The sequence below is a fragment of the Pseudomonas sp. Pseusp10 genome (genome assembly GCF_059492225.1).
This window is the reverse complement of record NZ_CP168528.1, coordinates 1,411,748-1,436,934: the sequence shown is the minus strand read 5'-3', so window position 1 is coordinate 1,436,934 and position 25,187 is coordinate 1,411,748. Positions and strand designations below refer to the sequence as shown.

At 59.5% G+C, this 25,187-nt stretch carries 21 protein-coding genes; 8 read left to right on the top strand and 13 right to left on the bottom strand.

The window, feature by feature from the left end:
* Positions 1-3: 3 nt before the first annotated feature.
* From ACEN8Z_RS06405 to grpE, 8 genes are all read right to left on the bottom strand, one after another.
* Positions 4-387 (bottom strand): MFS transporter, encoded by a 384-nt coding sequence (locus ACEN8Z_RS06405; protein WP_495598090.1) that lies wholly within the window; start codon positions 385-387, stop codon positions 4-6.
* Between the two features lie 49 nt (positions 388-436).
* Positions 437-913, bottom strand: a complete 477-nt coding sequence (greA, locus tag ACEN8Z_RS06400) for a transcription elongation factor GreA (RefSeq protein WP_033051914.1) — start codon at positions 911-913, stop codon at positions 437-439.
* A gap of 2 nt (positions 914-915) precedes the next feature.
* Positions 916-4,137: a carbamoyl-phosphate synthase large subunit gene (carB, locus tag ACEN8Z_RS06395; protein ID WP_116260298.1), complete on the bottom strand. Its 3,222-nt coding sequence runs from the start codon at positions 4,135-4,137 to the stop codon at positions 916-918.
* 118 nt (positions 4,138-4,255) lie between these two features.
* Entirely contained in the window at positions 4,256-5,392 is a 1,137-nt protein-coding gene (gene carA, locus ACEN8Z_RS06390; protein WP_277534476.1) for a glutamine-hydrolyzing carbamoyl-phosphate synthase small subunit, read from the bottom strand.
* Positions 5,393-5,651: 259 nt separating this feature from the next.
* On the bottom strand, positions 5,652-6,455 hold the full coding sequence (gene dapB, locus ACEN8Z_RS06385; protein ID WP_277534474.1) for a 4-hydroxy-tetrahydrodipicolinate reductase: 804 nt from the start codon (positions 6,453-6,455) through the stop codon (positions 5,652-5,654).
* Positions 6,456-6,465: 10 nt separating this feature from the next.
* Entirely contained in the window at positions 6,466-7,590 is a 1,125-nt protein-coding gene (gene dnaJ / locus ACEN8Z_RS06380; protein ID WP_007973132.1) for a molecular chaperone DnaJ, read from the bottom strand.
* 296 nt (positions 7,591-7,886) lie between these two features.
* On the bottom strand, positions 7,887-9,803 hold the full coding sequence (dnaK, locus tag ACEN8Z_RS06375) for a molecular chaperone DnaK (protein WP_495597109.1): 1,917 nt from the start codon (positions 9,801-9,803) through the stop codon (positions 7,887-7,889).
* A gap of 102 nt (positions 9,804-9,905) precedes the next feature.
* On the bottom strand, positions 9,906-10,472 hold the full coding sequence (gene grpE / locus ACEN8Z_RS06370; RefSeq protein WP_108218134.1) for a nucleotide exchange factor GrpE: 567 nt from the start codon (positions 10,470-10,472) through the stop codon (positions 9,906-9,908).
* A gap of 240 nt (positions 10,473-10,712) precedes the next feature.
* On the opposite strand from grpE, the gene recN reads away from it, so the two are divergent.
* On the top strand, positions 10,713-12,386 hold the full coding sequence (recN, locus tag ACEN8Z_RS06365; RefSeq protein WP_108229190.1) for a DNA repair protein RecN: 1,674 nt from the start codon (positions 10,713-10,715) through the stop codon (positions 12,384-12,386).
* Between the two features lie 75 nt (positions 12,387-12,461).
* On the opposite strand, the gene fur is transcribed toward recN, so the two are convergent.
* Positions 12,462-12,866, bottom strand: a complete 405-nt coding sequence (gene fur, locus ACEN8Z_RS06360) for a ferric iron uptake transcriptional regulator (RefSeq protein WP_003197684.1) — start codon at positions 12,864-12,866, stop codon at positions 12,462-12,464.
* A gap of 97 nt (positions 12,867-12,963) precedes the next feature.
* On the opposite strand from fur, the gene ACEN8Z_RS06355 reads away from it, so the two are divergent.
* The gene (locus ACEN8Z_RS06355; protein WP_007993578.1) at positions 12,964-13,491 is read left to right on the top strand and encodes an outer membrane protein assembly factor BamE; all 528 of its coding nucleotides are present in this window, start codon (positions 12,964-12,966) and stop codon (positions 13,489-13,491) included.
* A gap of 61 nt (positions 13,492-13,552) precedes the next feature.
* On the opposite strand, the gene ACEN8Z_RS06350 is transcribed toward ACEN8Z_RS06355, so the two are convergent.
* The 3 genes from ACEN8Z_RS06350 to ACEN8Z_RS06340 are packed head-to-tail and all read right to left on the bottom strand — an operon-like array spanning position 13,553 to position 15,712.
* Positions 13,553-13,855 (bottom strand): RnfH family protein, encoded by a 303-nt coding sequence (locus tag ACEN8Z_RS06350; protein WP_495597108.1) that lies wholly within the window; start codon positions 13,853-13,855, stop codon positions 13,553-13,555.
* An 11-nt stretch (positions 13,856-13,866) separates the two neighbouring features.
* Positions 13,867-14,301: a type II toxin-antitoxin system RatA family toxin gene (locus ACEN8Z_RS06345; protein WP_103394085.1), complete on the bottom strand. Its 435-nt coding sequence runs from the start codon at positions 14,299-14,301 to the stop codon at positions 13,867-13,869.
* A 7-nt stretch (positions 14,302-14,308) separates the two neighbouring features.
* Positions 14,309-15,712, bottom strand: a complete 1,404-nt coding sequence (locus ACEN8Z_RS06340; RefSeq protein WP_495597107.1) for a sodium-dependent transporter — start codon at positions 15,710-15,712, stop codon at positions 14,309-14,311.
* A 118-nt stretch (positions 15,713-15,830) separates the two neighbouring features.
* Between ACEN8Z_RS06340 and smpB the strand changes: the two genes are divergently transcribed.
* Positions 15,831-16,313 carry an SsrA-binding protein SmpB gene (gene smpB, locus ACEN8Z_RS06335; protein WP_007993569.1) on the top strand — a complete coding sequence of 161 codons (483 nt, stop codon included), beginning with the start codon at positions 15,831-15,833 and terminating at the stop codon, positions 16,311-16,313.
* A 131-nt stretch (positions 16,314-16,444) separates the two neighbouring features.
* Here the strand turns inward: smpB and ACEN8Z_RS06330 are convergent, their stop codons facing one another.
* Positions 16,445-17,212 (bottom strand): FCD domain-containing protein, encoded by a 768-nt coding sequence (locus ACEN8Z_RS06330; RefSeq protein ID WP_442098355.1) that lies wholly within the window; start codon positions 17,210-17,212, stop codon positions 16,445-16,447.
* Positions 17,213-17,473: 261 nt separating this feature from the next.
* Between ACEN8Z_RS06330 and ACEN8Z_RS06325 the strand changes: the two genes are divergently transcribed.
* The 5 genes from ACEN8Z_RS06325 to ACEN8Z_RS06305 all read left to right on the top strand — a co-directional run bounded on the left by ACEN8Z_RS06325 (position 17,474) and on the right by ACEN8Z_RS06305 (position 25,070).
* Entirely contained in the window at positions 17,474-19,168 is a 1,695-nt protein-coding gene (locus tag ACEN8Z_RS06325; RefSeq protein ID WP_007993566.1) for a lactate permease LctP family transporter, read from the top strand.
* Positions 19,169-19,319: 151 nt separating this feature from the next.
* On the top strand, positions 19,320-20,144 hold the full coding sequence (locus tag ACEN8Z_RS06320; protein WP_007993564.1) for a (Fe-S)-binding protein: 825 nt from the start codon (positions 19,320-19,322) through the stop codon (positions 20,142-20,144).
* Positions 20,141-21,592: a LutB/LldF family L-lactate oxidation iron-sulfur protein gene (locus tag ACEN8Z_RS06315; protein ID WP_442098354.1), complete on the top strand. Its 1,452-nt coding sequence runs from the start codon at positions 20,141-20,143 to the stop codon at positions 21,590-21,592. Before ACEN8Z_RS06320 ends, ACEN8Z_RS06315 begins: the two co-directional genes overlap by 4 nt.
* Complete coding sequence (locus tag ACEN8Z_RS06310) at positions 21,592-22,263, top strand: LutC/YkgG family protein (protein ID WP_495597106.1); 672 nt, start codon at positions 21,592-21,594, stop codon at positions 22,261-22,263. Before ACEN8Z_RS06315 ends, ACEN8Z_RS06310 begins: the two co-directional genes overlap by 1 nt.
* Positions 22,260-25,070: an FAD-binding and (Fe-S)-binding domain-containing protein gene (locus ACEN8Z_RS06305; RefSeq protein WP_495597105.1), complete on the top strand. Its 2,811-nt coding sequence runs from the start codon at positions 22,260-22,262 to the stop codon at positions 25,068-25,070. Before ACEN8Z_RS06310 ends, ACEN8Z_RS06305 begins: the two co-directional genes overlap by 4 nt.
* The last annotated feature ends 117 nt before the right edge of the window (positions 25,071-25,187 follow it).

Below are 25,187 nucleotides of genomic sequence, written 5' to 3'. Positions count from 1 at the left end.
GGGTCAAGGGTGTGCTTCGCGCACCCTGCCACTCCATCCCGGTATTGGCTGTAACACCAGCACCAGCCCGGAAAAACCCAGAACAAGATAGCTGAACGACTGCCAACGCACGGCATCCGGCCAGCCGAAACGCACCGCGAAGTACATCGCACACGCATACAGCGCCATCACCAGCAGTTGCCCGCGAATATCCCGCCATAGACTGACAAGGCCCTCGGCCTTTATCAGCACCAAAGCCTGAAATATCACACACGCCGTAGCGAACCCCACTACCAGCGTATTGAGCATGCCTGCGATTTCGTCGATCAGTAGCGGCGCCAGGCCAATTCGCCCCAGCACCGGCAACAGACCGATTTGCAGTAGCCACAAGCCGCCGACCCACAACATCTGGGTCAGCTGCCAAAGCGTGGCGCCCGCTCGAAACGGGCGCTGGCCTTCAGATGTGGCGAACTTCGACAATCTCGTACTCGATAACGCCGCCAGGCGTCTTGACTGCAACCACATCACCCTCTTCCTTGGCAATCAAGGCGCGGGCAATCGGCGAGCCGACAGAGATCTTGCCAAGCTTGATGTCAGCCTCGTCCTCACCAACGATCTGGTAAGTCACGCTTTCATCGGTTTCGACGTTGGCGATTTCCACGGTGGTACCGAAAATCACCTTGCCGCTGTGAGGAATGGTCGTCACATCGATAATCACCGCATTCTGCATGCGGCCTTCAATATCACGGATCCGCGCCTCGACCATACCCTGCTGCTCACGGGCAGCGTGGTATTCGGCGTTTTCCTTCAAGTCACCCAACTCGCGGGCCGTACCGATGTCCTGGCTGAGCTTCGGACGAACGACCTTGGTCAGGTGAGTGTGCTCTTCTTCCAGGGCGCGAGCGCCCTGAACGGTCATTGGGTACTTCGTTATGCTCATGCCTTCAATCCTGCGTGTAGATCCTGCAAGCGGCGTACGGTCTTCTCGGGACCGAACTTCAGCGCTTCGCAGATGGCTTCGCCAGCAGCAATGGTGGTGGTGCAGTAGATCTTGTGCTGCAGGGCGTTGCGACGAATGGAATAGGAGTCGGCGATCGACTGACGACCTTCGGTGGTGTTGATGATCAGCGTGACTTCGTCATTCTTGATCATGTCGACCACGTGCGGACGACCTTCGGTCACCTTGTTCACACGGCGCACTTTCAGGCCTGCCGCCTCGATCAGCTTGGCAGTACCGGCAGTGGCGACCACTTCGAAGCCCAAGTTGATCAGATCACGGGCCACGCCCGCAACCAGCGGCTTGTCGTCGTCACGTACGCTGATGAACGCAGTACCGCCGGTCGGCAACACTTCGCTGGCACCCATCTGGGCCTTGGCGAACGCTTCACCGAAGGTGTCGCCCACGCCCATCACTTCACCGGTGGACTTCATCTCCGGGCCGAGGATCGGGTCAACGCCAGGGAACTTGGCGAACGGGAACACCGCCTCTTTCACGCTGTAGAAGTTCGGGATGATTTCCTTGGTGAAACCCAGCTCTTTCAGAGTTTTACCGGCCATCACGCGCGCCGCGATCATCGCCAGGGAAACACCGATGCACTTGGACACGAACGGTACGGTACGGGAAGCACGCGGATTGACTTCGATGACGTAGATGTCTTCGCCTTGCAGCGCCAACTGCACATTCATCAGGCCGACCACACCCAGTTCCAGGGCCATTTTCTTGACCTGTTCGCGCATTTCGTCCTGGATGTGCGCCGGCAGCGAGTACGGTGGCAGCGAGCATGCGGAGTCACCGGAGTGAACGCCGGCCTGCTCGATGTGCTGCATGATCGCGCCGATTACCACGTCCTTGCCGTCGCAGACCGCATCCACGTCCATTTCGATGGCGCAGTTGAGGAAGTGGTCCAGCAGCACCGGGCTGTCGTTGGACACTTGAACCGCTTCGCGCAGGTAGCGCTTGAGTTCTTCTTCTTCGTAGACGATTTCCATCGCACGGCCGCCCAGTACGTAGGACGGACGCACCACCAGCGGGTAACCGATCTTCGCGGCGGCACGAATGGCTTCATCTTCGCTACGCACGGTAGCGTTTGGCGGCTGACGCAGGTTCAGGCGCTGGACCATTTGCTGGAAGCGCTCGCGGTCTTCAGCACGGTCGATGGCGTCCGGGCTGGTGCCGATGATCGGCACGCCAGCGGCTTCCAGGGCACGCGCCAGTTTCAGCGGGGTCTGGCCGCCGTACTGGACGATCACGCCTTTCGGCTTCTCGACGCGAACGATTTCCAGCACGTCTTCCAGGGTCACCGGTTCGAAGTACAGGCGATCGGAAGTGTCGTAGTCGGTGGAAACGGTTTCCGGGTTGCAGTTGACCATGATGGTCTCGTACCCGTCATCGCGCAGCGCCAGTGCCGCGTGTACGCAGCAGTAGTCGAACTCGATGCCCTGGCCGATACGGTTCGGACCGCCGCCCAGGATCATGATCTTGTCGCGACCCGATGGAGCGGCTTCGCACTCTTCTTCGTACGTCGAATAGAGGTACGCGGTGTCGGTGGCGAACTCGGCAGCGCAGGTGTCGACGCGCTTGTAGACCGGGAAGATTTCCAGCTTGTGACGGTGAGCGCGCAGGCTCTTCTCGGTCACACCCAGCAGCTTGGCCAGGCGCATATCGGAGAAGCCTTTGCGCTTGAGACGGAACATCAGATCGCGGTCGATGCTGGTCAGACCCAGGGTCTTGACCTTCTCTTCTTCCTTGATCAGATCTTCCATCTGCACCAGGAACCAAGGATCGATCATGGTCATGCCGAAGATGTCTTCAACGCTCATGCCGGCGCGCATGGCGTCCGCCACGTACCAGATACGCTCGGCGCCCGGCACGGTCAGCTCGCGCTTGAGCACGCTCATGCTTTCCGGATTGGCCAGGTCAACCTTCTCGTCCAGACCGCAAACACCGACTTCCAGACCGCGCAGGGCTTTCTGCAGGGATTCCTGGAAGGTACGGCCGATGGCCATGACTTCGCCTACCGACTTCATTTGAGTAGTCAGACGGGCGTCAGCCTTGGCGAACTTCTCGAAAGCGAAGCGTGGCAGCTTGGTGACGACGTAGTCGATGGACGGTTCGAAGGACGCCGGGGTCTTGCCGCCGGTGATGTCGTTCGACAGCTCGTCCAGGGTGTAGCCCACAGCCAGCTTGGCCGCGACCTTGGCAATCGGGAAACCGGTAGCTTTCGAAGCCAGGGCCGAGGAACGGGATACACGCGGGTTCATCTCGATCACGACCATGCGGCCGGTGTTCGGGCAGATACCGAACTGAACGTTGGAACCACCGGTTTCCACGCCGATCTCGCGCAGCACCGCCAGGGAGGCGTTACGCAGGATCTGGTATTCCTTGTCGGTCAGGGTCTGTGCCGGAGCCACGGTGATCGAGTCACCGGTGTGCACGCCCATCGGGTCGAAGTTTTCGATGGAGCAGACAATGATGCAGTTGTCCTTCTTATCGCGGACAACCTCCATCTCGTACTCTTTCCAGCCGATCAGGGATTCGTCGATCAGCAGCTCTTTGGTCGGCGACAGGTCCAGACCACGGGCGCAGATTTCTTCGAATTCTTCACGGTTGTAAGCAATACCGCCGCCAGTGCCGCCCATGGTGAAGGACGGACGGATGATGCACGGGAAGCCGAGCTTCTCGAGGACCGCGTTGGCCTCTTCCATGCTGTGGGCGATACCGGAACGCGGGCACGCCAGGCCGATGGACTTCATGGCCTTGTCGAAACGCGAACGGTCTTCAGCCTTGTCGATGGTATCGGCGTTGGCACCGATCATCTCTACGCCGAACTTCTCCAGAACGCCTTCGCGCTCCAGGTCCAGGGCGCAGTTCAGAGCAGTCTGGCCGCCCATGGTTGGCAGCAGCGCGTCCGGACGCTCTTTCTCGATGATCTTGGCAACGGTCTGCCACTTGATCGGTTCGATGTAGGTGGCGTCGGCCATGGCCGGGTCGGTCATGATGGTGGCCGGGTTGGAGTTCACCAGGATGACGCGGTAACCCTCTTCGCGCAGGGCTTTGCAGGCCTGGGCGCCGGAGTAGTCGAATTCGCAGGCCTGGCCGATCACGATCGGGCCAGCACCGAGAATCAGGATGCTTTTAATGTCTGTACGTTTTGGCATGGGTTTGTCACTCAAATCCGCAGGTCAGTCGGCAAGCCGTCTTGTTCAATCTCTGAAGACTTGAGGGGGCCACCGGTGTCGGGACCACCCTCAAGCTTTGCAACATCAGGGCGAGCGATCAGCGTCGCTTGGCCATCTCGTTGATGAAGCGATCGAACAATGGCGCTACGTCGTTCGGGCCAGGGCTGGCTTCCGGGTGACCCTGGAAGCTGAAGGCGCTCTTGTCGGTACGCTCGATACCTTGCAGGGTGCCGTCGAACAGCGATTTATGGATCGCACGGACGTTGGCTGGCAGGGTCGCTTCGTCTACGGCAAAACCGTGGTTCTGGCTGGTGATCATCACCACGCCGCTGTCCAGGTCCTGGACGGGGTGGTTGGCACCGTGGTGGCCGTGACCCATTTTCAGGGTCTTGGCACCGGAGGCCAGGGCCAGCAGTTGGTGACCGAGGCAGATACCGAAGACCGGGATCTCGGTCTCCAGCACGTCCTTGATCGCCTGGATCGCGTAGTCGCAAGGCTCCGGATCACCAGGGCCGTTGGACAGGAACACGCCGTCCGGCTTCAGCGCCAGCACATCGGCAGCAGGGGTTTGAGCAGGCACAACGGTCACGCGGCAACCGCGCTCGACCAGCATGCGCAGGATGTTCACCTTGACGCCGTAGTCGTAGGCAACCACGTGGTATGGCAGTTCGGACGCGTCGAGGGTCGCGTGGCTGTCGGTTTTCAGATCCCAGACAGTCGAACGCCATTCGTAGGAATCTTTGGTGCTGACGACTTTCGCCAGGTCCATGCCCTTGAGGCCAGGGAAGCCCTGGGCGGCGGCGATGGCAGCTTCTTCGGAGATGTTGTCACCGGCCATGATGCAGCCGTTCTGCGCGCCTTTTTCACGCAGGATGCGCGTCAGGCGGCGGGTGTCGATACCGGCGATTGCCACAACGTTGTTGGCTTTCAGGTAATCGGACAGGGACATCGTGTTACGCCAGTTGCTCGCAACCAGTGGCAGGTCACGGATAACCAGGCCAGCGGACCAGACGCGGTTCGACTCGGCGTCTTCCGGCGTGGTGCCGGTGTTGCCGATGTGCGGGTAAGTCAGGGTAACGATCTGTTGGGCGTAGGAAGGATCGGTAAGGATTTCCTGATAGCCGGTCATTGCGGTGTTGAACACCACCTCACCAACGGTTTGACCGTCGGCTCCAATGGCTTCGCCGCGAAAAATGCTGCCATCAGCAAGGGCGAGTATGGCTGGCTTAGTCAAGAAGACCTCCCGTAAATAAAGCCTGAAAGGGCGATCGCAGGTTGTAAAAAAGCGGAGTGACGTATGGACACGTCACCCCGCTTCTTCACTGAATTATTCTGCGCGCTTTTAGTGGACACACTAAAGCTGTAGCTTACAGAAAAAGGCATTTTTGGTCTACCGCCAATGAGCCTTAAAGGCTGGAGAATGCGACAGGACGTCGCTTGGCGGAACAAAACCGGGCTCAAACGCTGTGCGTGAGCCCGATTTCGGGTGCATCTTAACGCAGTTCGAGCACGTCTTGCATGTCGTATAGGCCAGGCTCACGCCCATCCAGCCACAACGCAGCACGCACCGCGCCCTTGGCGAATGTCATGCGACTTGACGCCTTGTGGGTGATCTCGACACGCTCGCCATCGGCTGCGAACAGCACCGTGTGATCACCAACGATGTCGCCGGCGCGCACAGTGGCAAAACCAATGGTCTCGCGCTCGCGAGCACCGGTCTGGCCTTCACGACCATACACCGCCACCTTCTTCAGATCACGACCCAGGGCATCTGCAATCACCTCACCCATGCGCACCGCAGTGCCGGACGGCGCATCGACCTTATGCCGATGGTGAGCCTCGGTGATTTCGATATCGACATCGTCGCCCAACACGCGAGCTGCCGTGTCGAGCAACTTCAGGCACAGGTTGACGCCCACGCTGAAGTTGGCCGCGAAGACGATCGGAATGTCCTTGCCCGCTTCCGCCAGCAACTGCTTTTCTTCAACACTGAAGCCGGTAGTACCGATGATCATCGCCTTGCCGTGTTTACGGCAGAAGGCCAGGTTCTTCAGGGTCACCGTCGGGTGCGTGAAGTCGATCAGCACGTCGAACTCGTCGACCACCCGATCCAGATCGCCGGACAGAGGCACACCGATACGCCCCAGCGCAGCCAGCTCGCCGGCATCCGCGCCGACCAACGTGCTGTCAGGACGATCCACTGCCGCCGTCAGACCGGCGCCCGGGGTTTGCTGCACCGCTTCAATCAGGGTCTTGCCCATGCGCCCGGCGGCGCCCATCACTGCAATACGTCGCATGCCTGTCTCCTTACAAATCGCCGAAGAAGCGCTTCACGCCTTCGAACCAACCGGTGGTTTTCGGTGAATGACTGTTGTCGTCCGCCAGGGAGCTACGGAACTCCTCGAGCATTTCGCGCTGGCGACGGCTCAGATTGACCGGAGTCTCGACCGCCACACGGCACATCAAGTCACCCGCACCACCGCCACGCACAGGCGCAACACCCTTGCCACGAACACGGAACTGCTTGCCGGTCTGCGTCCCCTCAGGGATCTTCAGCTTGACCCGGCCATCAAGGGTCGGAATCTCCAGCTCGCCACCCAGCGCCGCATCGACGAAGCTGATCGGCACTTCGCAGAACAGATGCTTGCCATCGCGCTGGAATATCGAGTGCTCACGCACGTTGATCACCACGTACAGGTCGCCAGTCGGGCCACCCTGAGCGCCCGCCTCGCCTTCGCCGGACAGACGAATGCGGTCACCGGTATCGACACCGGCCGGCACTTTCACCGACAGGGTCTTGTACTCTTCGACACGACCTTCGCCGTGACAGGAATCGCACGGATCGGAAATGATCTTGCCCTGGCCATGGCAGCGCGGGCAGGTCTGCTGCACCGAGAAGAAGCCTTGCTGCATGCGCACCTGACCGATACCACCGCAAGTCGGGCAGGTCACCGGCGAAGAACCTTTCTTGGCACCGGAGCCGTCGCAAGGCTTGCAGTTGACCAGCGTCGGAACGCGGATGTTCACGGTCGTACCGCGCACCGCCTCCTCAAGGTCCAGCTCCAGGGTGTAGCGCAAGTCACTGCCGCGCTGAGCGCCGCCACGGGAACCGCCGCGACCGCCACCGAAGAAGTCACTGAAGACATCGCCAAAGATGTCGGAGAAGTTCTGACCACCGAACCCGGCACCGCCGCCACCCATGCTCGGGTCGACACCGGCATGGCCGTACTGGTCGTATGCCGCGCGCTTGCTGGAATCCGACAGCACTTCGTAGGCCTCGTTGGCCTCCTTGAACATCTCTTCCGACGCCTTGTCATCGGGATTACGGTCCGGGTGGTGCTTCATCGCCAGGCGACGGTAGGCCTTTTTCAGGTCCGCTTCGCTTGAGCCACGCTCAACACCCAACACTTCGTAATAGTCACGCTTTGCCATAAGTCTTTGCACTCTTAAGGACGTCCGACACAACCCTCCTGAGTCTGCCGAACTCGTTGAGCCCCAATACAGGCCCGGACCCAACTCACGTCAATTCAACGATCCTGGTCTTTGATTCGATCTGGCACTTTCAGCTCGGAAAGCAGGAGCATTCCCGGCAATGCCATCAGCATTCGAGCGTTGTCGCATGCTGTAAAAATTCGCGTATTCCAGATACGCCAACGCGGGAGCAAGCTCCCGCGCGGCGACATCCTACCAGTCGCCGCCCAAAGGCAGTCAACCGGCCGACAAACTACTTACTTGTGCTCTTTAACCTCTTCGAACTCGGCATCGACAACGTCATCAGCCTTTTCAGCCTTGTCGTTGTGTGGTGCCGCGCCTTCAGCAGGCTGAGCCTGTTCGGCGTACATCTTCTGCGCCACTGGAGCGGAGACTTTCGACAGTTCTTCAACCTTGGCGTCGATAGCAGCCTTGTCGTCGCCTTTGACGGCGGCTTCCAGGGCAACGACTGCCGCCTCGATTGCAGTCTTCTCTTCAGCGGTCACTTTATCGCCGGCATCGGCAACCATTTTGCGCGTCGAGTGAACCAGTGCATCACCCTGGTTACGGGCAGTGGCCAGTTCTTCGAACTTGCGGTCTTCTTCGGCGTTAGCCTCGGCATCACGCACCATGCGCTCGATTTCTTCGTCGGACAGACCGGAGTTGGCCTTGATCACGATCGACTGGGTCTTGCCGGTAGCCTTGTCTTTCGCACCTACGTGCAGGATGCCGTTGGCGTCGATGTCGAAGGTCACTTCGATCTGCGGCACACCACGTGGAGCCGGTGGGATGTCGGCCAGGTCGAACTTGCCCAGGGACTTGTTCTGGGCAGCTTGCTTACGCTCGCCCTGCAGCACGTGAATGGTCACGGCGCCCTGGTTGTCGTCGGCAGTCGAGAACACTTGCGATTTCTTGGTAGGAATCGTGGTGTTCTTCTCGATCAGCGCGGTCATCACGCCACCCATGGTTTCGATACCCAGGGTCAGCGGGCTGACGTCGAGCAGCAGAACGTCTTTCACGTCACCGGCCAGTACCGCGCCCTGGATGGCAGCACCCATGGCAACCGCTTCGTCCGGGTTCACATCTTTACGAGCTTCTTTACCGAAGAACTCGGTTACCAGCTTCTGAACCAGTGGCATACGGGTCTGACCGCCCACCAGGATCACGTCGTTGATCGTGCCAACGTCGATACCGGCATCTTTCATCGCGATGCGGCAAGGTTCGATGGTGCGCTGAACCAGGTCTTCCACCAACGCTTCGAGCTTGGCACGGGAGATCTTCACGTTCAGGTGCTTGGGACCGGTGGCGTCTGCAGTGATGTACGGCAGGTTCACGTCGGTCGACTGGCTCGAAGACAGTTCGATCTTGGCTTTTTCAGCAGCTTCTTTCAGGCGCTGCATGGCCAGCGGGTCGCCCTTGAGGTTCATGCCGCTTTCTTTCTTGAATTCGTCGACGAGGTAGTCGATCAGACGAATGTCAAAGTCTTCACCGCCCAGGAACGTGTCACCGTTGGTGGCCAGTACTTCGAACTGGTGCTCGCCATCGACTTCAGCGATCTCGATCACGGAAACGTCGAAAGTACCACCGCCCAGGTCGTAAACGATCACGGTGTGATCGCCCTTGGCCTTGTCCATACCGTAAGCCAGAGCAGCCGCGGTCGGTTCGTTGATGATACGTTTTACGTCCAGACCGGCGATGCGGCCGGCGTCTTTGGTGGCCTGACGCTGGCTGTCGTTGAAGTAGGCCGGAACGGTGATCACCGCTTCAGTCACGGTCTCGCCGAGGTAGTCTTCGGCGGTCTTCTTCATTTTCTTCAGGATTTCAGCCGAGATTTGTGGCGGTGCCATTTTCTGGCCGTTCACTTCAACCCAGGCGTCATTGTTGTCAGCCTTGACGATCTTGTAAGGGACCATCTGAATGTCTTTCTGCACGACTTCTTCGTCGAAACGACGACCGATCAGACGCTTCACCGCGTACAGGGTGTTGTGCGGATTGGTCACAGCCTGACGCTTGGCCGACTGGCCAACCAGAATTTCGCCATCGTTGGCGTAAGCGATGATCGACGGCGTGGTACGCGCGCCTTCAGCGTTTTCAATAACTTTTGCCTTGCCGTTTTCCAGCACGGAGACGCAGGAGTTGGTAGTCCCCAGGTCGATACCGATAATTTTGCCCATGTTCACTCTCCCGAAACTTTGGATTTGGTTGCCGCAGCAGTGGTGGCTAACTGCGGTAGCACTTAAACGCTTGACTTATAAATGGGGGCCTTGCGGCGGATTTCAAGCCTGCTCGTCAATCGAAGGCGAAACCGGCGCAGGCGCCTTGCTGACCACGACCATCGCCGGGCGCAGCAGGCGACCATTGAGCTGATAGCCCTTCTGGAACACCTTAAGAACGCTGTTCGGCTCGACGTCGGCGCTTTCCTGCATGGCCATTGCCTGATGTTGAACTGCGTTGAACGGCTCACCATGCGGATCGATCGCTTCAAGCTGATAACGCTTGAGAGTGTCCTGGAACATTTTCAGGGTCAGCTCGATGCCTTCGCGCATCGGACGGATACTTTCGTCGTCCGGGCTGGACAGTTCCAGGCCGCGCTCCAGGCTGTCGACGATCGGCAGCAGGTCGCTGGCGAATTTTTCCAGCGCGAACTTGTGAGCCTTCTCCACATCCTGCTCGGCGCGACGGCGGACGTTCTGCAGATCGGCGGCTACACGCAAAGCCTGATCCTGAGCGCCTGCCAGTTGCTCTTCGAGCACTTGTACACGAGCCGCCAGGTCTTCACCCGAAGCCTCGGGCGCCTGGTTGGCGTCTGGGTTTTGCGTATCCACTGTCTGTTCGTCAGCCATAGATTTCTCCTTTCAATATCGTCCGCGAGCTCAACTCGCGCTTCTGCCCAGCTATATGGGGCCGCAAAATCCGGCTTCAAGGGGGGCCGACGATTAACCCTACAAAAAACAACCGCTTTGTCATTCCCGCTCGCGATAAGGGTTTTGTCGGACCAAGCGAATCGAGCTAACGAGAGGCATTGTCAGCCCGAAACAAAACACTGTATAAATAACCAGACCTAACACCTGGGAGCGGCCCATATGCTGGTGCACCTGTCCGTACACAACTACGCCATCGTTGAACATCTCGATCTCGAACTCGATCGCGGGATGAGCGTTATCACCGGGGAAACCGGCGCGGGCAAGTCGATCATGCTCGACGCGCTGGGCCTTACCCTGGGTGATCGCGCCGACAGCGGCGTGGTCCGCCCCGGCGCCGACAAGGCCGATATCCTGGCCACCTTCGATCTGGCCGACATTCCGGAAGCCAGCGCCTGGCTGGCCGAACGCGACCTCGAAAACGACGGCCCATGCATCCTGCGCCGGGTGATCACATCCGAAGGGCGCTCGCGTGGCTACATCAACGGCACGCCCTGCCCGCTTGGCGATCTCAAGGCGCTGGGCGAGCTGTTGATCGACATTCACAGCCAGCACGAACACCAATCCCTGCTCAAGACCGACACCCACCGTCGCCTGCTCGATGAATATGCCGGCGCGACCGACCTTGCCCGGCAGGTTCAGCTCGCCGCCCAGCGTTGGCGCCAGACCCGCCAGGAACTGGAGCGACTCTCCAATTCCGGTGACGAGCAACGCGCCCGCCATCAGTTGCTCAGTTATCAACTCGAAGAACTGGAAAACCTCGGCCTTGGCGACAATGAGCTGGGGGAACTGGAACAGGAACACAAGAACCTGACCAACGCCGAGACCTTGCTCGGCATTTGCCGGCAAGTCGTCGAGCAATGCAGTGAAAGTGATTCCGGGAATGTCCTGAACGCCCTCACCGCCAGCCTCAACCGCCTGTCGAGCGTGAACAGCTCGATCGGCGCGCTGGGCGAAGCCAGCAGCTTGTTGACCAGTGCACAGATCCAGGTTGAAGAGGCCGTGGGTGAACTGAACCGCTTCCTCGACAATTTCGATGCTGATCCGTCGCGCCTTCAATACCTTGAAGAACGCCTCGACGCGATCTACACCCTGGCGCGCAAACACCGCATCCAGCCGACTGAAGTTGCCGAGATGCAACAGAAACTGCTGGATGAAATCGAAACCCTCAACGCCAACGACGAATCCATCGAGCGACTGAGCGATGAGCTGTCGTCCTATGCCCGGCACTATCAGGAAAAGGCCCGGGAACTGAGCGATCTACGGCATCAAGCATCGAATAGCCTGGCCAGCGCCGTAGAGCAGGAAATCCAGCGACTGGGCATGCCCGGCGGTCGCTTCACCATTGAACTGCGCCCAAACAGCAGCGATGAACTGCTGCCAAATGGCCTCGAGCAGGTAGAGTTGCTGGTCAGCGCCAACCCTGGCCAGCCACTGAAAGCCCTGGCGAAAGTGGCATCCGGTGGCGAGCTGTCGCGGATCAGCCTGGCGATTCAGGTGATCACCGCGCAGACCTCCCGTGTACCGACCCTGGTATTCGACGAAGTCGACGTCGGCATCGGCGGCCCGACCGCAGAAATCGTCGGCCAGTTGCTGCGCAGGCTCGGCGAGCGTGGGCAAGTACTGACCGTGACCCACTTGCCGCAAGTCGCAGCGCAAGGTCATCAGCATCTATTTGTGCATAAAGTACGCGGAGAAGATGCCACCCGTACGGCCGTTTCCAAATTGAGCAAGAATGACCGCGTCGAAGAAGTCGCACGGATGCTGGGCGGCATCGATCTCACCAAGGAATCCCTGGCTCACGCGAAAAAAATGGTGGTTGCCGCCAAAGCTTGAGTAAAGCCGGAAAGCACGAAGGCGACCCTGGGGTCGCCTTCGCTCGTTTCGCGAACGGATGTTCGCGCGACATGCTTACTTTTTCTTGCGCACGTACAGCACCAGATTGTGATCAACCATCTCGAAGCCATACTTGTCGACGATTGCTTTCTGAAGCCGCTCGATTTCTTCGTCGAAGAATTCGATCACTTCACTGGTTTCAACGTTGACCATATGGTCGTGATGCTTTCCGTCGTCCAGTTCGAAGACCGCATGGCCTCCGTCGAAGTTGTGCCGCACCACAAGGCCAGCTGCCTCGAACTGGGTCAGAACACGGTAAACCGTGGCCAGACCGACGTCCTCACCAGCCTCCATAAGGGCCTTGTAGACATCCTCGGCACTCATGTGGCGCTGCTCGGCGGAATCGAGCATTTGCAGAATCTTGACCCGTGGCAGGGTCACTTTGAGGCCGGCTTTGCGTAGTTCGCTATTTTCAACCATGGTCAGCTTTCTCGCGATGCTGCTTCGCAGCTTCTCTTAATGCGGGTATGATCGGCGTTTACGTTGTCCCAGCCAAGATAGTGGAAGTCGCCCACCGATGCAAAACACCAAGCTCTTGCTAACCAGTTTCACCTTTGTGGGACTGCTCGCACTCGCCGGTTGTTCATTCCCCGGGGTTTACAAAATCGACATCCAGCAGGGCAATGTCGTCACGCAGGACATGATAGACCAGTTACGCCCGGGAATGACCCGTAAGCAAGTACGGTTTATCATGGGCAACCCTCTGCTGACTGACACGTTCCATGCCGATCGCTGGGATTATCTGTACAGCCTGCAACCTGGTGGCGGTGAACGCCAACAGGAACGCATCAGTGTTATCTTCAACCCAAATGATCAGCTTGTCAGCCTCTCTGGCGATTTCATGCCAGGCGTGAGCCGTGACGAAGCCATTCTCGGCAAGGACAGCGGCACGACAGTGGCTGCCCCGGCAGAAAACGTCGAGAAGCCAAAACCGGAAAAACCGGTCAAGCCAGGTTCGTTGCTGGATCAGATCCAGAAGGACGTCGACGGTGTAGAAACCGTTCCGGTCCCGACGCCGCGACCACTGGAAACCTCGCCGCAATAATTTGCGACGCAATAAAAAGCCCGGCATGCCCGGGCTTTTTAATGTCTGGCGTTCAAGCCACTCACTGATTACGGGCTTTGGCCTCGGCAGCCTTTGCCGCGCGCAGTCGGCGAACCTCTTTGGGATCGGCCAGCAAAGGTCGATAAACCTCGATGCGATCCCCAGCCTGGACTGCCCGACTCTCTGGATCGGCTACAACCTTGCCAAAGATACCCACAGGGCATTGGGTCAGATCCAGCTCTGGAAACTCTTGAGTCAGGACCGACCCAAGCAAGGCCGCCCGCACAGTCGTTCCGGCAGGCACCGCCACCGTCAACAGCACCTGACGGTCTACGGCCGCGTAAACCACCTCGACTTCAATCATCACCCATGACCTCAACCATGTATCTGCTTGGCACGCTGGCAGAACGCGTCCACCAGGGTATTGGCCGCCTGGTTGAACAGCGGCCCCAGGGTGGCGCGAACCAACGGCCCGGCATAATCGAACGACAGATCAAGACTGATCTTGCAGGCCTTCTCGCCCAGTGGCTTGAACACCCACACGCCATGCAGCTGATTGAACGGACCTTCCTCAAGGTTCATTTCGATCGATTGCCCGGGAACCAGGGTATTACGCGTCACGAAATGCTGACTGAGGCCGCCCTTCGCCACCCCGACACTCGCCCGCATATGCTCAGGGGAGCTCTCCAGGACTTCAGCCGACGAGCACCACGGCAGAAACTCCGGATAGCGTGCCACATCGTTGACCAGGTCATACAGCGCTTGTGCCGGGTACGGCAGCAAGGCCGAACGTGAAATGTGTGTCGTCATGTCAGCGTCACTTCCACAGCTGGGCGGCAAACACTACGAGAATGCCGATGGGCGCCACATAGCGCATCAAGAACAAGGACAGGTCAAACAGCGCAGGGTTGCGGATCGACAACTCGTCGCGCACCGCTTCACGCCCCATGATCCAGCCCGCGAACACCACGAAACACAAACCGCCAAGCGGCAACATGAGTCGCGAGGTGAAGAAATCGATCACGCCAAAGAAGTCGAGACCACCGGTTGCTCCCCATTGGTAGAGGTGGAACATCCCGCCTTCGTTCACGAAGAACTTGGCCTCCTTCCAGATATTGAAGGAGAACACCGTGCCCAGACCAACAAACCAGCAACTGAAAGCCAACCAGAAGGTGACCCATGCACGACTCACCTTAGTGCGTTCGACCAGGTAGGCCACCATCGGCTCAAGCAGGGAAATCGCCGAACTCCAGGCAGCAACCGCCACCAGCACGAAGAACACCACACCCATCAACTGCCCGAACGCCACGTTACCGAAGGCAAACGGCAGGCTGACGAACATCAGCCCCGGCCCTTCGCTCGGGTTCAGGCCCGCGGCGAAAACAATCGGAAACAATGCCAGACCGGCCACCAGGGAAACAAAGGTATCGAGCAGCGCCACGCCGACAATCGTGCCTGAAATCGACGAGTGCTTCGGCATGTAGGCGCCGTAGATCATGATTGAGCCGACGCCCACGCTCAGGGAAAAGAACGCGTGGCCCATGGCGGGCAGCAAACCGTCGAGGACTTTTTCGGGGTGGAAGTCGAACATGAAATGCACGCCTTCCATGAAATGTCCGGTGGTCATGCTGTAGCCCAGCAGCACGAGGACCATCACGAACAACAACGGCATCATGATGCGCAAGCTGCGCTCAAGCCCGGCAACCACGCCCTTTGCGATCACTACCGCTGACAACAGCATAAAAATCGTGTGCCAAAGTGTCAGGCGCCACGGATCGGCGATCACATTGCCGAAGTAGGCACCCACCTGGTCCGGCGTCGTTCCCTGGAAGTCGCCACGCCCCATGTCGATGATGTAATCCAGCGACCAGCCGCCAACCACACTATAGAAAGACAGGATCAGCAACGCCGTGATCATCCCGGCAAATGCCCCCCAGGACCATTTCGCCGAGTGCCCCGCCTCGACCGCCAGCATCTTCAAGGCATTGGCCGGGCTCTGCCGGGCACGCCGGCCGATCAGGGTTTCCGCCAGCATGACCGGCACGCCGATCAATGCAATACAGGCCAGGAACATCAGCACGAAGGCGCCGCCGCCATAGACACCGACCATGTACGGGAATTTCCAGATACTACCCAGCCCCACGGCCGAACCGGTCGCGGCGAGTATGAAGACCCAGCGGCTAGCCCAACTGCCGTGGACAGAAACCTTGTCTGTCGACATCGTTATCACGCCCAAGCGTTCAAAAAAGAGGCCGCATTGTCCGGGATTCAATCAACCTGCTCAAGCACGCAGCAACACCGTAGCCGACTCGCGTGCAACTCCCTATAATGCCGCCCCTATGGCTAAACAGAAGAAACACCCAACAGGGACCATCGCGCAAAATAAAAAGGCGCGACACGATTACTTCATCGAACATCGGTTCGAGGCTGGTCTGGTCCTGGCCGGCTGGGAAGTAAAAAGTCTGCGGGCAAGCAAGCTGCAGCTGGTTGACAGCTACGTACTGCTCAAGGATGGCGAAGCCTGGCTGCTCGGCAGCCACATTACGCCCCTGACGACCGCCAGCACCCACGTCATCGCTGACCCGGTGCGCACCCGTAAATTGCTGCTCAACCGGCGCGAGCTGGAAAAGCTGGCCGCCGCCGTGCAGCAGAAGGGTTACGCCTGCGTGTGCCTGTCCTGGTACTGGAGCAAGCACATGGTCAAGTGCGAGATCGCTCTAGGCAAGGGCAAGAAGGAATACGACAAGCGCGATACCGAGCGCGAACGCGACGCCGGTCGGGAGTTGCAGCGTGCGGTGCGCAACAAGGGCAAGGAAGAGTAATTCTTTCGCCTTGAGGTCCCCTTCGCGGGCAAGTCGGATCGCCGCACCGCCGCTCCCACAGGGTTTCGGTGTACCTGTGGGAGCGAGCTTGCTCGCGATGGCGATCGCAAAAACGATACACATCCGACTGACTACATCCCCTTGCGCCGCTCCGCCCGGGCCATGCGCTGCACTTCCTGACGCACTTCTTCCAGCACCTCCTGCACATACAAAATGTGCCGACTGGAAACTTCCCTTGCCTGCTCCGCCCGCCCTTCGATAATCGCCTGGTACAACTCCCGATGCTGCGTGATCAGCATGTCGCGGGTTTCTGTGCGCTGCTTGTACATGCCACCGATGTTGGTCACCACGTTGCGCTTGAGCAGGTCGAACAGTCCGCGAATGGTGTGCAGCAACACGGCATTGTGGCTGGCCTCGGCGATCGCCAGGTGAAAACTTGCGTCCGCCGCCCCCTCTTCGGCACGACTCACCTGTTCGTGACGCGAATAGCAGTCCTGCAATTCGTTGAACGCCGCGGTCAACCGCTCGCGATCCACATCCGTAGCGCGCAGCGCCGCGTAGTAGGCGCAAGACGCTTCCAGCGTATGGCGAAACTCCAGCAGATCGCGTTGCGCCTCGGGATTGCTTTCCAGCAGATGCAACAAGGGATCACTGAAAGTGCTACCCAGCGACTCCACCACATAGTTGCCGCCGCCCTGGCGACTGACCAGCAGACCCTTGGCGGTCAGCTTCTGAATGGCTTCGCGCAACGAAGGGCGTGACACACCAAATTGCTCGGCCAGCGCGCGCTCGGCCGGCAAGCGCTCACCCGCTTTCAGCGTGCCCTCGAGGATCATGCCCTCAAGCTGCTCGACAATATCGTCAGACAAACGGCGCTGACGAATCTGATCAAACCCCATAACTCGATTACTCCACGACCCGACGGCTCGCCGGGGCTCTATTCTGGCCTATCGGCGCCACGCCAGCACCTGTCACAACGCATTTGGTCATACCAGGCAGACGACCTGCGCACTTTGCATTCGACAAAAGTTTTAGGGCGGCAAATTGACACACCGCCTACAAGGCTTTTACCCTAGCCAACAGCGATTGTAAATTGGTCTTACCAATTATCCAAGAACGCTGATCAGTGCCTGACCAACAACAATTAGGGGCCACCCCATATGCAAACCTGGCAACAGCTCTATACCCCGCTCGGCAGCCTCGGCCTGTCCGCACTCGCCGCCGTCATCCCCATCGTGTTTTTCTTCCTGGCCCTGGCCGTATTCCGCCTCAAGGGCCATGTGGCTGGCAGCATCACCCTGGCCTTGTCGATTCTGGTGGCGATCTTCGCTTTCCAGATGCCGGTCGATATGGCGTTCGCCGCCGCCGGGTATGGCTTCGCTTATGGCCTGTGGCCGATTGCCTGGATCATTGTGGCAGCGGTGTTCCTCTACAAACTGACGGTCAAGAGTGGTCAGTTTGAAGTCATCCGCAGTTCGGTCCTGTCGATTACCGATGACCAGCGTCTGCAAGTCCTGCTGATCGGTTTCTGCTTCGGCGCCTTCCTCGAAGGCGCGGCCGGTTTCGGCGCGCCGGTAGCGATTACCGCCGCCCTGCTGGTAGGGCTTGGCTTCAATCCGTTGTATGCCGCCGGCCTGTGCCTGATCGCCAACACCGCGCCAGTAGCCTTCGGCGCCCTCGGCATTCCGATCATTGTTGCCGGGCAAGTGACCGGCATCGACGCGTTCAAGATCGGCGCCATGACCGGCCGTCAACTGCCACTGCTGTCGATGTTCGTGCCGTTCTGGCTGGTGTTCATGATGGATGGCCTGCGCGGCGTGCGGGAAACCTGGCCTGCTGCGCTGGTGGCCGGCTTGAGCTTTGCCGTGACCCAGTACTTCACCTCGAACTTCATCGGCCCGGAACTGCCGGACATTACGTCTGCCCTGGCCAGCCTGATTGCCCTGACCCTGTTCCTGAAAGTCTGGCAACCAAAACGCGCCGCCGGCCAACACATCGTGGGCGCCGTCTCGGCCTCCGTGGTGAGCGCCAGCGTAGGTGGTTTCGGCCAGAAGCGCACAACCGTGGCATCGCCTTACAGCCTCGGGGAAATTTTCAAGGCCTGGTCGCCGTTTTTGATTCTCACCGTACTGGTCACCATCTGGACCCTGAAACCGTTCAAGGCCATGTTTGCCGCCGGCGGCTCGATGTACAGCTTCGTCTTCAACTTTGCCATTCCGCACCTGGATCAGATGGTGATCAAGGTTGCACCAATCGTGGCCGCGCCGACCGCCATCCCGGCAGTATTCAAACTGGACCCGATTTCCGCGACCGGCACGGCGATATTCTTTTCGGCACTGATCTCGATGCTGGTGCTGAAGGTCAACTTCAAAACTGGTCTGACTACTTTGAAAGAGACCTTTTATGAACTGCGCTGGCCTATCCTGTCCATCGGCATGGTGCTGGCGTTTGCCTTCGTGACGAACTACTCGGGCATGTCCTCGACCATGGCCCTGGTACTGGCGGCAACGGGCGCAGCGTTCCCGTTCTTCTCGCCGTTCCTCGGCTGGCTGGGGGTTTTCCTCACCGGTTCCGATACCTCGTCCAACGCCCTGTTCAGCTCGCTGCAAGCGACCACCGCGCACCAGATCGGTGTCAACGACACCTTGCTGGTGGCGGCGAACACCAGCGGCGGCGTGACCGGCAAGATGATCTCGCCACAATCGATCGCCGTGGCTTGTGCCGCGACCGGCCTGGTGGGCAAAGAATCGGATCTGTTCCGCTTCACCCTCAAGCACAGCCTATTCTTTGCAACGATTGTCGGACTTATCACCTTGGCCCAAGCCTACTGGTTCACCGGAATGCTGGTGCACTAAGGACCACAAGCAACACGATAAAAACCGACGCCGGGCCACGCCCCCGGCGTCCGCTACTCACACCCCGGTCTGTAAGGCTGCTGAAAGCTTCTCTCTCTATATTCAGCGGCCTCAACGGACGAATAACCGGGACCACCCGGAGACACGCCTGATGAGCGAGCTTTTTTACAACGCTGTGCCGAATGCGACCCGTGTCGCCCCGCCACTGCCCGAGCCTCGGCAATACCCCAGCGAGAAACCGTCACGGGTCTATCTGTTCGGAACCTGCGTGGTGGATTTGTTCTACCCCGAAGCCGGAATGGACGCGATCCACCTGCTGGAGCGCGAGGGCATTCGTGTCGAATACCCGCAAGGGCAAAGCTGCTGCGGACAACCGGCCTACACCTCGGGTTACACCGAGCAGGCACGGACCGTGGCGCGCTCGCAACTGGCGTTGTTTGCCGGGGATTATCCGGTGGTGGTGCCTTCGGGCTCTTGCGCCGGGATGTTGCGCGAACACTATGCCGACTTGTTCAAGGACGAGCCGGAAACGTTGAAACAGGTTCAGGCGCTGGCCGCAAGAACCTTTGAGCTGGCCGAGTTCCTGTTATTCGTCTGCAAGGTGCAGCTCAAAGACAGCGGCGAACCGGTGAAAGTGGCGCTGCACACCTCGTGTTCGGCACGCCGTGAAATGAACACCCACCTGCACGGCCGCGAATTGTTGTCGCAGTTGAGCAATGTGGAGCGGGTCAATCACGATCACGAAAGTGAATGCTGTGGCTTTGGCGGGACATTCAGCGTCCGTATGCCAGACATTTCCGGCGCGATGGTGGCTGACAAGACCCGGGCGTTGAAGGAGTCCGGCGCGCACCAGGTATTGAGTGCCGACTGCGGCTGTTTGATGAACATCAACGGCTCATTGGAAAAACAGCAGGAAGCGTTGCGTGGTCAGCATCTGGCCAGCTTCCTCTGGCAGCGTACCGGGGGTGCCCGATGAGCACTTCCACGATTATTCCTACGGTTGCCGTAGAAGAAGATTTCCGCACCCGCGCCCACAACGCGCTGGGTGACGCGCAATTGCGAGGCAACTTTCGCAAGGCGATGGATTCACTGATGACCAAACGGGCAGCAGCTTTCAGCGATGCCCACGAAAGAGAACACTTGCGCGCACTGGGCAATGCAATCCGTGCCCGCGCGCTCTCCAAGTTGCCCGACCTGCTCGAGCAACTGGAACAGAACCTGACCCGCAACGGTGTGACTGTGCACTGGGCGGAAACGGTGGACGAGGCCAATGGCATCGTCCTCTCGATCATCCGCGCTCACGAGGGGCGGCAAGTGATCAAGGGCAAATCGATGGTCAGCGAAGAAATGGAGATGAACCATTTCCTTGCTGACCGGGGCATTGAATGCCTGGAATCGGACATGGGCGAGTACATCGTCCAGCTCGACCACGAGAAGCCTTCACACATAATCATGCCGGCGATCCACAAGAACGCCGGTCAGGTCGCGTCCTTGTTCCACGACAAGCTTGGAGTGGAATACACCAAGGACGTTGACCAACTCATTCAGATCGGTCGCAAGGTCTTGCGGCAGAAATTCTTCGAAGCGGACATCGGCGTCTCCGGCGTCAACTTCGCCGTGGCCGAAACCGGCACCCTGCTGCTGGTGGAAAACGAAGGCAACGGTCGCATGACCACCACGGTGCCGCCGGTGCACATCGCCGTCACCGGTATCGAAAAAGTCGTGGAAAACCTGCGCGACGTGGTGCCGCTATTGTCGCTGCTGACCCGCTCGGCGCTGGGTATCCCGATCACCACTTACGTCAACATGATCTCCGGCCCGCGCAAGGAACATGAACTCGACGGCCCGCAGGAAGTGCACCTCGTACTGCTCGATAACGGCCGCAGCCAGGCCTTTGCCGACAGCGAATTGCGTCAGACCCTGAACTGCATCCGCTGCGGCGCCTGTATGAATCATTGCCCGGTGTATACCCGAATTGGCGGCCATGCCTATGGGGAGGTTTACCCCGGGCCTATCGGAAAAATCATCACCCCGCACATGGTCGGCCTGGCGAAAGTCCCGGATCACCCGAGCGCCTCTTCGCTGTGCGGAGCCTGCGGGGAAGTATGCCCGGTAAAAATCCCGATCCCTGCTTTGCTGCGGCGCCTGCGCGAAGAAAACGTCAAGGCCCCGGACAGCCCCCATCAAGTGATGCGCGGTCAGGGCAGCAAGTATTCGCGCAAGGAACGGTTCATCTGGAACGCCTGGGCGAAGCTCAACAGTTCGCCGACGCTGTATCGCCTGTTCGGTTTTTTCGCCACCCGTTTGCGTGCCCTCACGCCGAGCAATGTCGGCCCGTGGACGCAAAATCATAGCGCACCGAAACCCGCTGCCCGCTCACTGCATGACATGGCCCGCGAGCACTTTGCCAAGGGAGACCGCTGATGAGCGCCAAGCAAAATATCCTCGCCAAACTGCGTAAAAGTCTGACAGGCACCACACCGGTGGCCGACAACTTTGATGTCGAACTGGTGACCCAGCCTTACACCTACGCTCCTGAGCAACGCATTGCGCAACTGCGCAAGCTGATGGAAGCGGTGCACACGGAAATTCATCTGACGTCCGGCGAAGAGTGGCCGACGCTACTCACTCAATTGCTGCGGGACCGCCAGTTGCCAAGCCTGCTGATCGCACCGACAACGCCCCACGGTCAACGCATCACACAACACTGGGCGAAGAATCCCGGCCTGCCAATGCTCAAGGCCTACGACCGCCCGGTCGAAGAATGGAAAGCCGAGCTGTTCAACGATACCCCGGCGAGCCTGACCACCACCCTCGGCGCCATCGCCGCGACCGGCAGCCTGATTCTCTGGCCGACCCGGGAAGAACCGCGCCTGATGAGCCTGGCCCCTCCGGTGCATTTCGCGCTGCTCAAGGCCAGTGAAATCCGCGACAACTTTTATCAGGTGCAACAGGAGTTCGAATGGGCGCAAGGCATGCCGACCAACGCGTTGCTGGTGTCAGGCCCGTCGAAGACCGCCGACATCGAACAAGTCCTGGCGTACGGCGCTCACGGTCCGAAAGACCTGGTGGTGCTGATCCTGGAGGACCAATGAGTCTACCGTCCGCTTTTCTGCGCGATGCACAACAACTGATTCCTCAAGAACGACGCTTCGACGACCCGCTGTCGACCCTGGCCTTCGGCACCGATGCCAGTTTCTATCGATTGATTCCGCAACTGGTGATTCGCGTCGAGTCCGAAGACGAAGTGGTGGCACTGCTGCAACTGGCGCAACGCGATCGGGTGCCGGTGACCTTCCGCGCCGCTGGCACCAGCCTGTCTGGCCAGGCGATCAGCGATTCGGTGCTGATCGTGCTGGGGGATAACTGGAACGGTCGCGAAATCCGCGGGCAAGGCGCGCAAATCCGCCTGCAACCGGGGGTGATCGGCGCCCAGGCCAACGCCTGGCTGGCACCGTTCGGACGCAAGATCGGCCCCGATCCGGCCTCGATCAACGCCTGCAAGATCGGCGGAATCGTCGCCAACAATGCCAGCGGCATGTGCTGCGGCACGGCGCAAAACACCTATCACACCCTGGCTGGCATTCGTCTGGTGCTGGCCGACGGCAGTCGTCTCGACACTGAAGACGCCGCCAGCGTTGCGGCATTTCGCCAAAGCCACGCCACCCTGCTGGAGCGCCTGGCGACTCTTGGTCGTGAGACCCGGACAAACGCTGAGCTGGCTGCGAGAATCCGTCACAAATACCGTCTGAAAAATACCACCGGCCTGTCGCTCAATGCCTTGGTCGATTTCGACGAGCCTGTGGATATCTTGAGCCACTTGCTGGTGGGCTCCGAGGGCACGCTCGGGTTCATCAGTGCCGTGACCTACGACACGGTGATCGACCACCCGAACAAGGCCTCGGCCCTGATTGTGTTCCCGGATGTCGAGACCTGCTGCAACGCGGTCACCGTACTGAAAAGCCAACCGGTGTCGGCCGTGGAACTGCTGGACCGACGCAGCCTGCGTTCAGTGCAGAACAAACCCGGCATGCCGCCTTTCGTACAGCATCTGTCGAACAATGCCTGCGCCTTGCTGATCGAATCTCGCGCCGCATCACCCACACTGCTGCATGAGCAACTGGCGCAGATCATGGCGTCGCTGAAGGCGTTCCCGGTGGAGAAGCAGGTCGATTTCACTGAAGACCCGCAGGAAAACGCCCGTCTCTGGGCCATCCGCAAAGACACCTTCCCGGCCGTCGGCGCGGTGCGCAAGACCGGCACCACGGTGATCATCGAAGACGTCACCTTCCCGGTCGAACAACTGGCCATCGGCGTCAACCGCCTGATCGAGCTGTTCGACAAACATCACTACGACGAAGCAATCCTTTTCGGACACGCGCTGGAAGGCAATCTGCACTTTGTCTTCACCCAAGGCTTCAACAACGCGGAAGAAGTCGCACGCTACCAGGCGTTCATGGACGACGTGGCGCAACTGGTGGCGGTGGAATTTGGCGGTTCACTGAAGGCCGAACACGGCACCGGGCGCAACATGGCGCCGTTCGTCGAGCTGGAATGGGGCAGCGATGCCTACCAGTTGATGTGGCAGCTCAAGCGTCTGCTCGATCCCAACGGCATTCTCAATCCGGACGTGGTGCTCAGCGAAGATCCGCAGATCCACCTCAAGCACCTCAAGCCCTTGCCGGCCGCCGACGAGATTGTGGACAAGTGCATCGAGTGCGGCTTCTGCGAACCCGTCTGCCCGTCGAAGGGACTGACCCTGAGTCCACGCCAACGCATCGTGATCTGGCGCGACATTCAGGCGCGAAAACGCGCCGGCATCGATACCACCGAACTCGAATCCGCGTACGAATATCAGGGCATCGATACCTGCGCCGCCACCGGCCTGTGCGCGCAACGTTGCCCGGTCGGCATCAACACCGGCGAGCTGGTGAAAAAACTCCGTAGCCGCACGGCAACCCATACGAAAACCGCTAACTGGCTAGAAGGAAATTTCGCCACGGCGCTACAAGGGGCGCGGTTCACCCTGCACGTCGCCAATGGCGCACGGATGTTGTTCGGCGCGCCACGCCTGGCAAAACTCTCGACGGCGCTGACGAAGCTGTCCAAAGGTCAGGTCCCGCAATGGACCAACGCCATGCCGCAGCCGGAAAAAGCCATCCGCTTCAGTCCCGCCGTGTCGGACGAACGCCCTCGGGTGGTGTACCTGGCGGCTTGTGTGTCGCGGGTTATGGGGCCAGCGGCGGGGGATAAAGAGCAGGTGTCGTTGTACGACAAAACCCGCGGGCTGCTGGAGAAGGCCGGTTACCAGGTGGTCTTCCCGGACAATCTGGACAACCTCTGCTGCGGCCAGCCATTCGCCTCCAAAGGCTACGCCGAACAAGCCGAACATAAACGCCAGGAACTGATCGGCGCCTTGCTGCACGCCAGTCGCGGCGGGCTCGACCCGATTTACTGCGACACCAGCCCGTGTACGTTACGGCTCACTCAAGACCTTGGCGAAGTTCGACTGGACCTCTACGACCCGGTGCGTTTCATCCGCACGCACTTGGTGGATCGCCTCGACTTCACACCGCAGGAAGCGCCGATTGCGGTACACGTCACTTGCAGCACTCAGCACCTTGGCGAAAGTCAGGCGTTGATCGATCTGGCGCGCAAATGCAGCAAAAACGTGGTCATTCCTGAAGGCATTCACTGTTGCGGGTTTGCCGGTGACAAGGGCTTCACCACGCCGGAGTTGAACGCCCATTCGCTGCGCACGCTCAAGGACGCGGTGCAACAATGCAGCGAAGGCATTTCCACCAGCCGCACCTGTGAGATCGGTCTGACGCAACATGGCGGCATTGACTACCACGGACTAGTCTATCTCGTGGACCGCGTTACCCAGGCTAGGGCGACCTGAGCAGAACCTCACGAAAGGCGCATTCATGCGCCTTTTTTAGTGCTTCCTGCCAGAACCGACAGCATTACAGCAATAAACAGAACCCTGACGTGCCGCCGCAGTCCACAGATCAAGTCC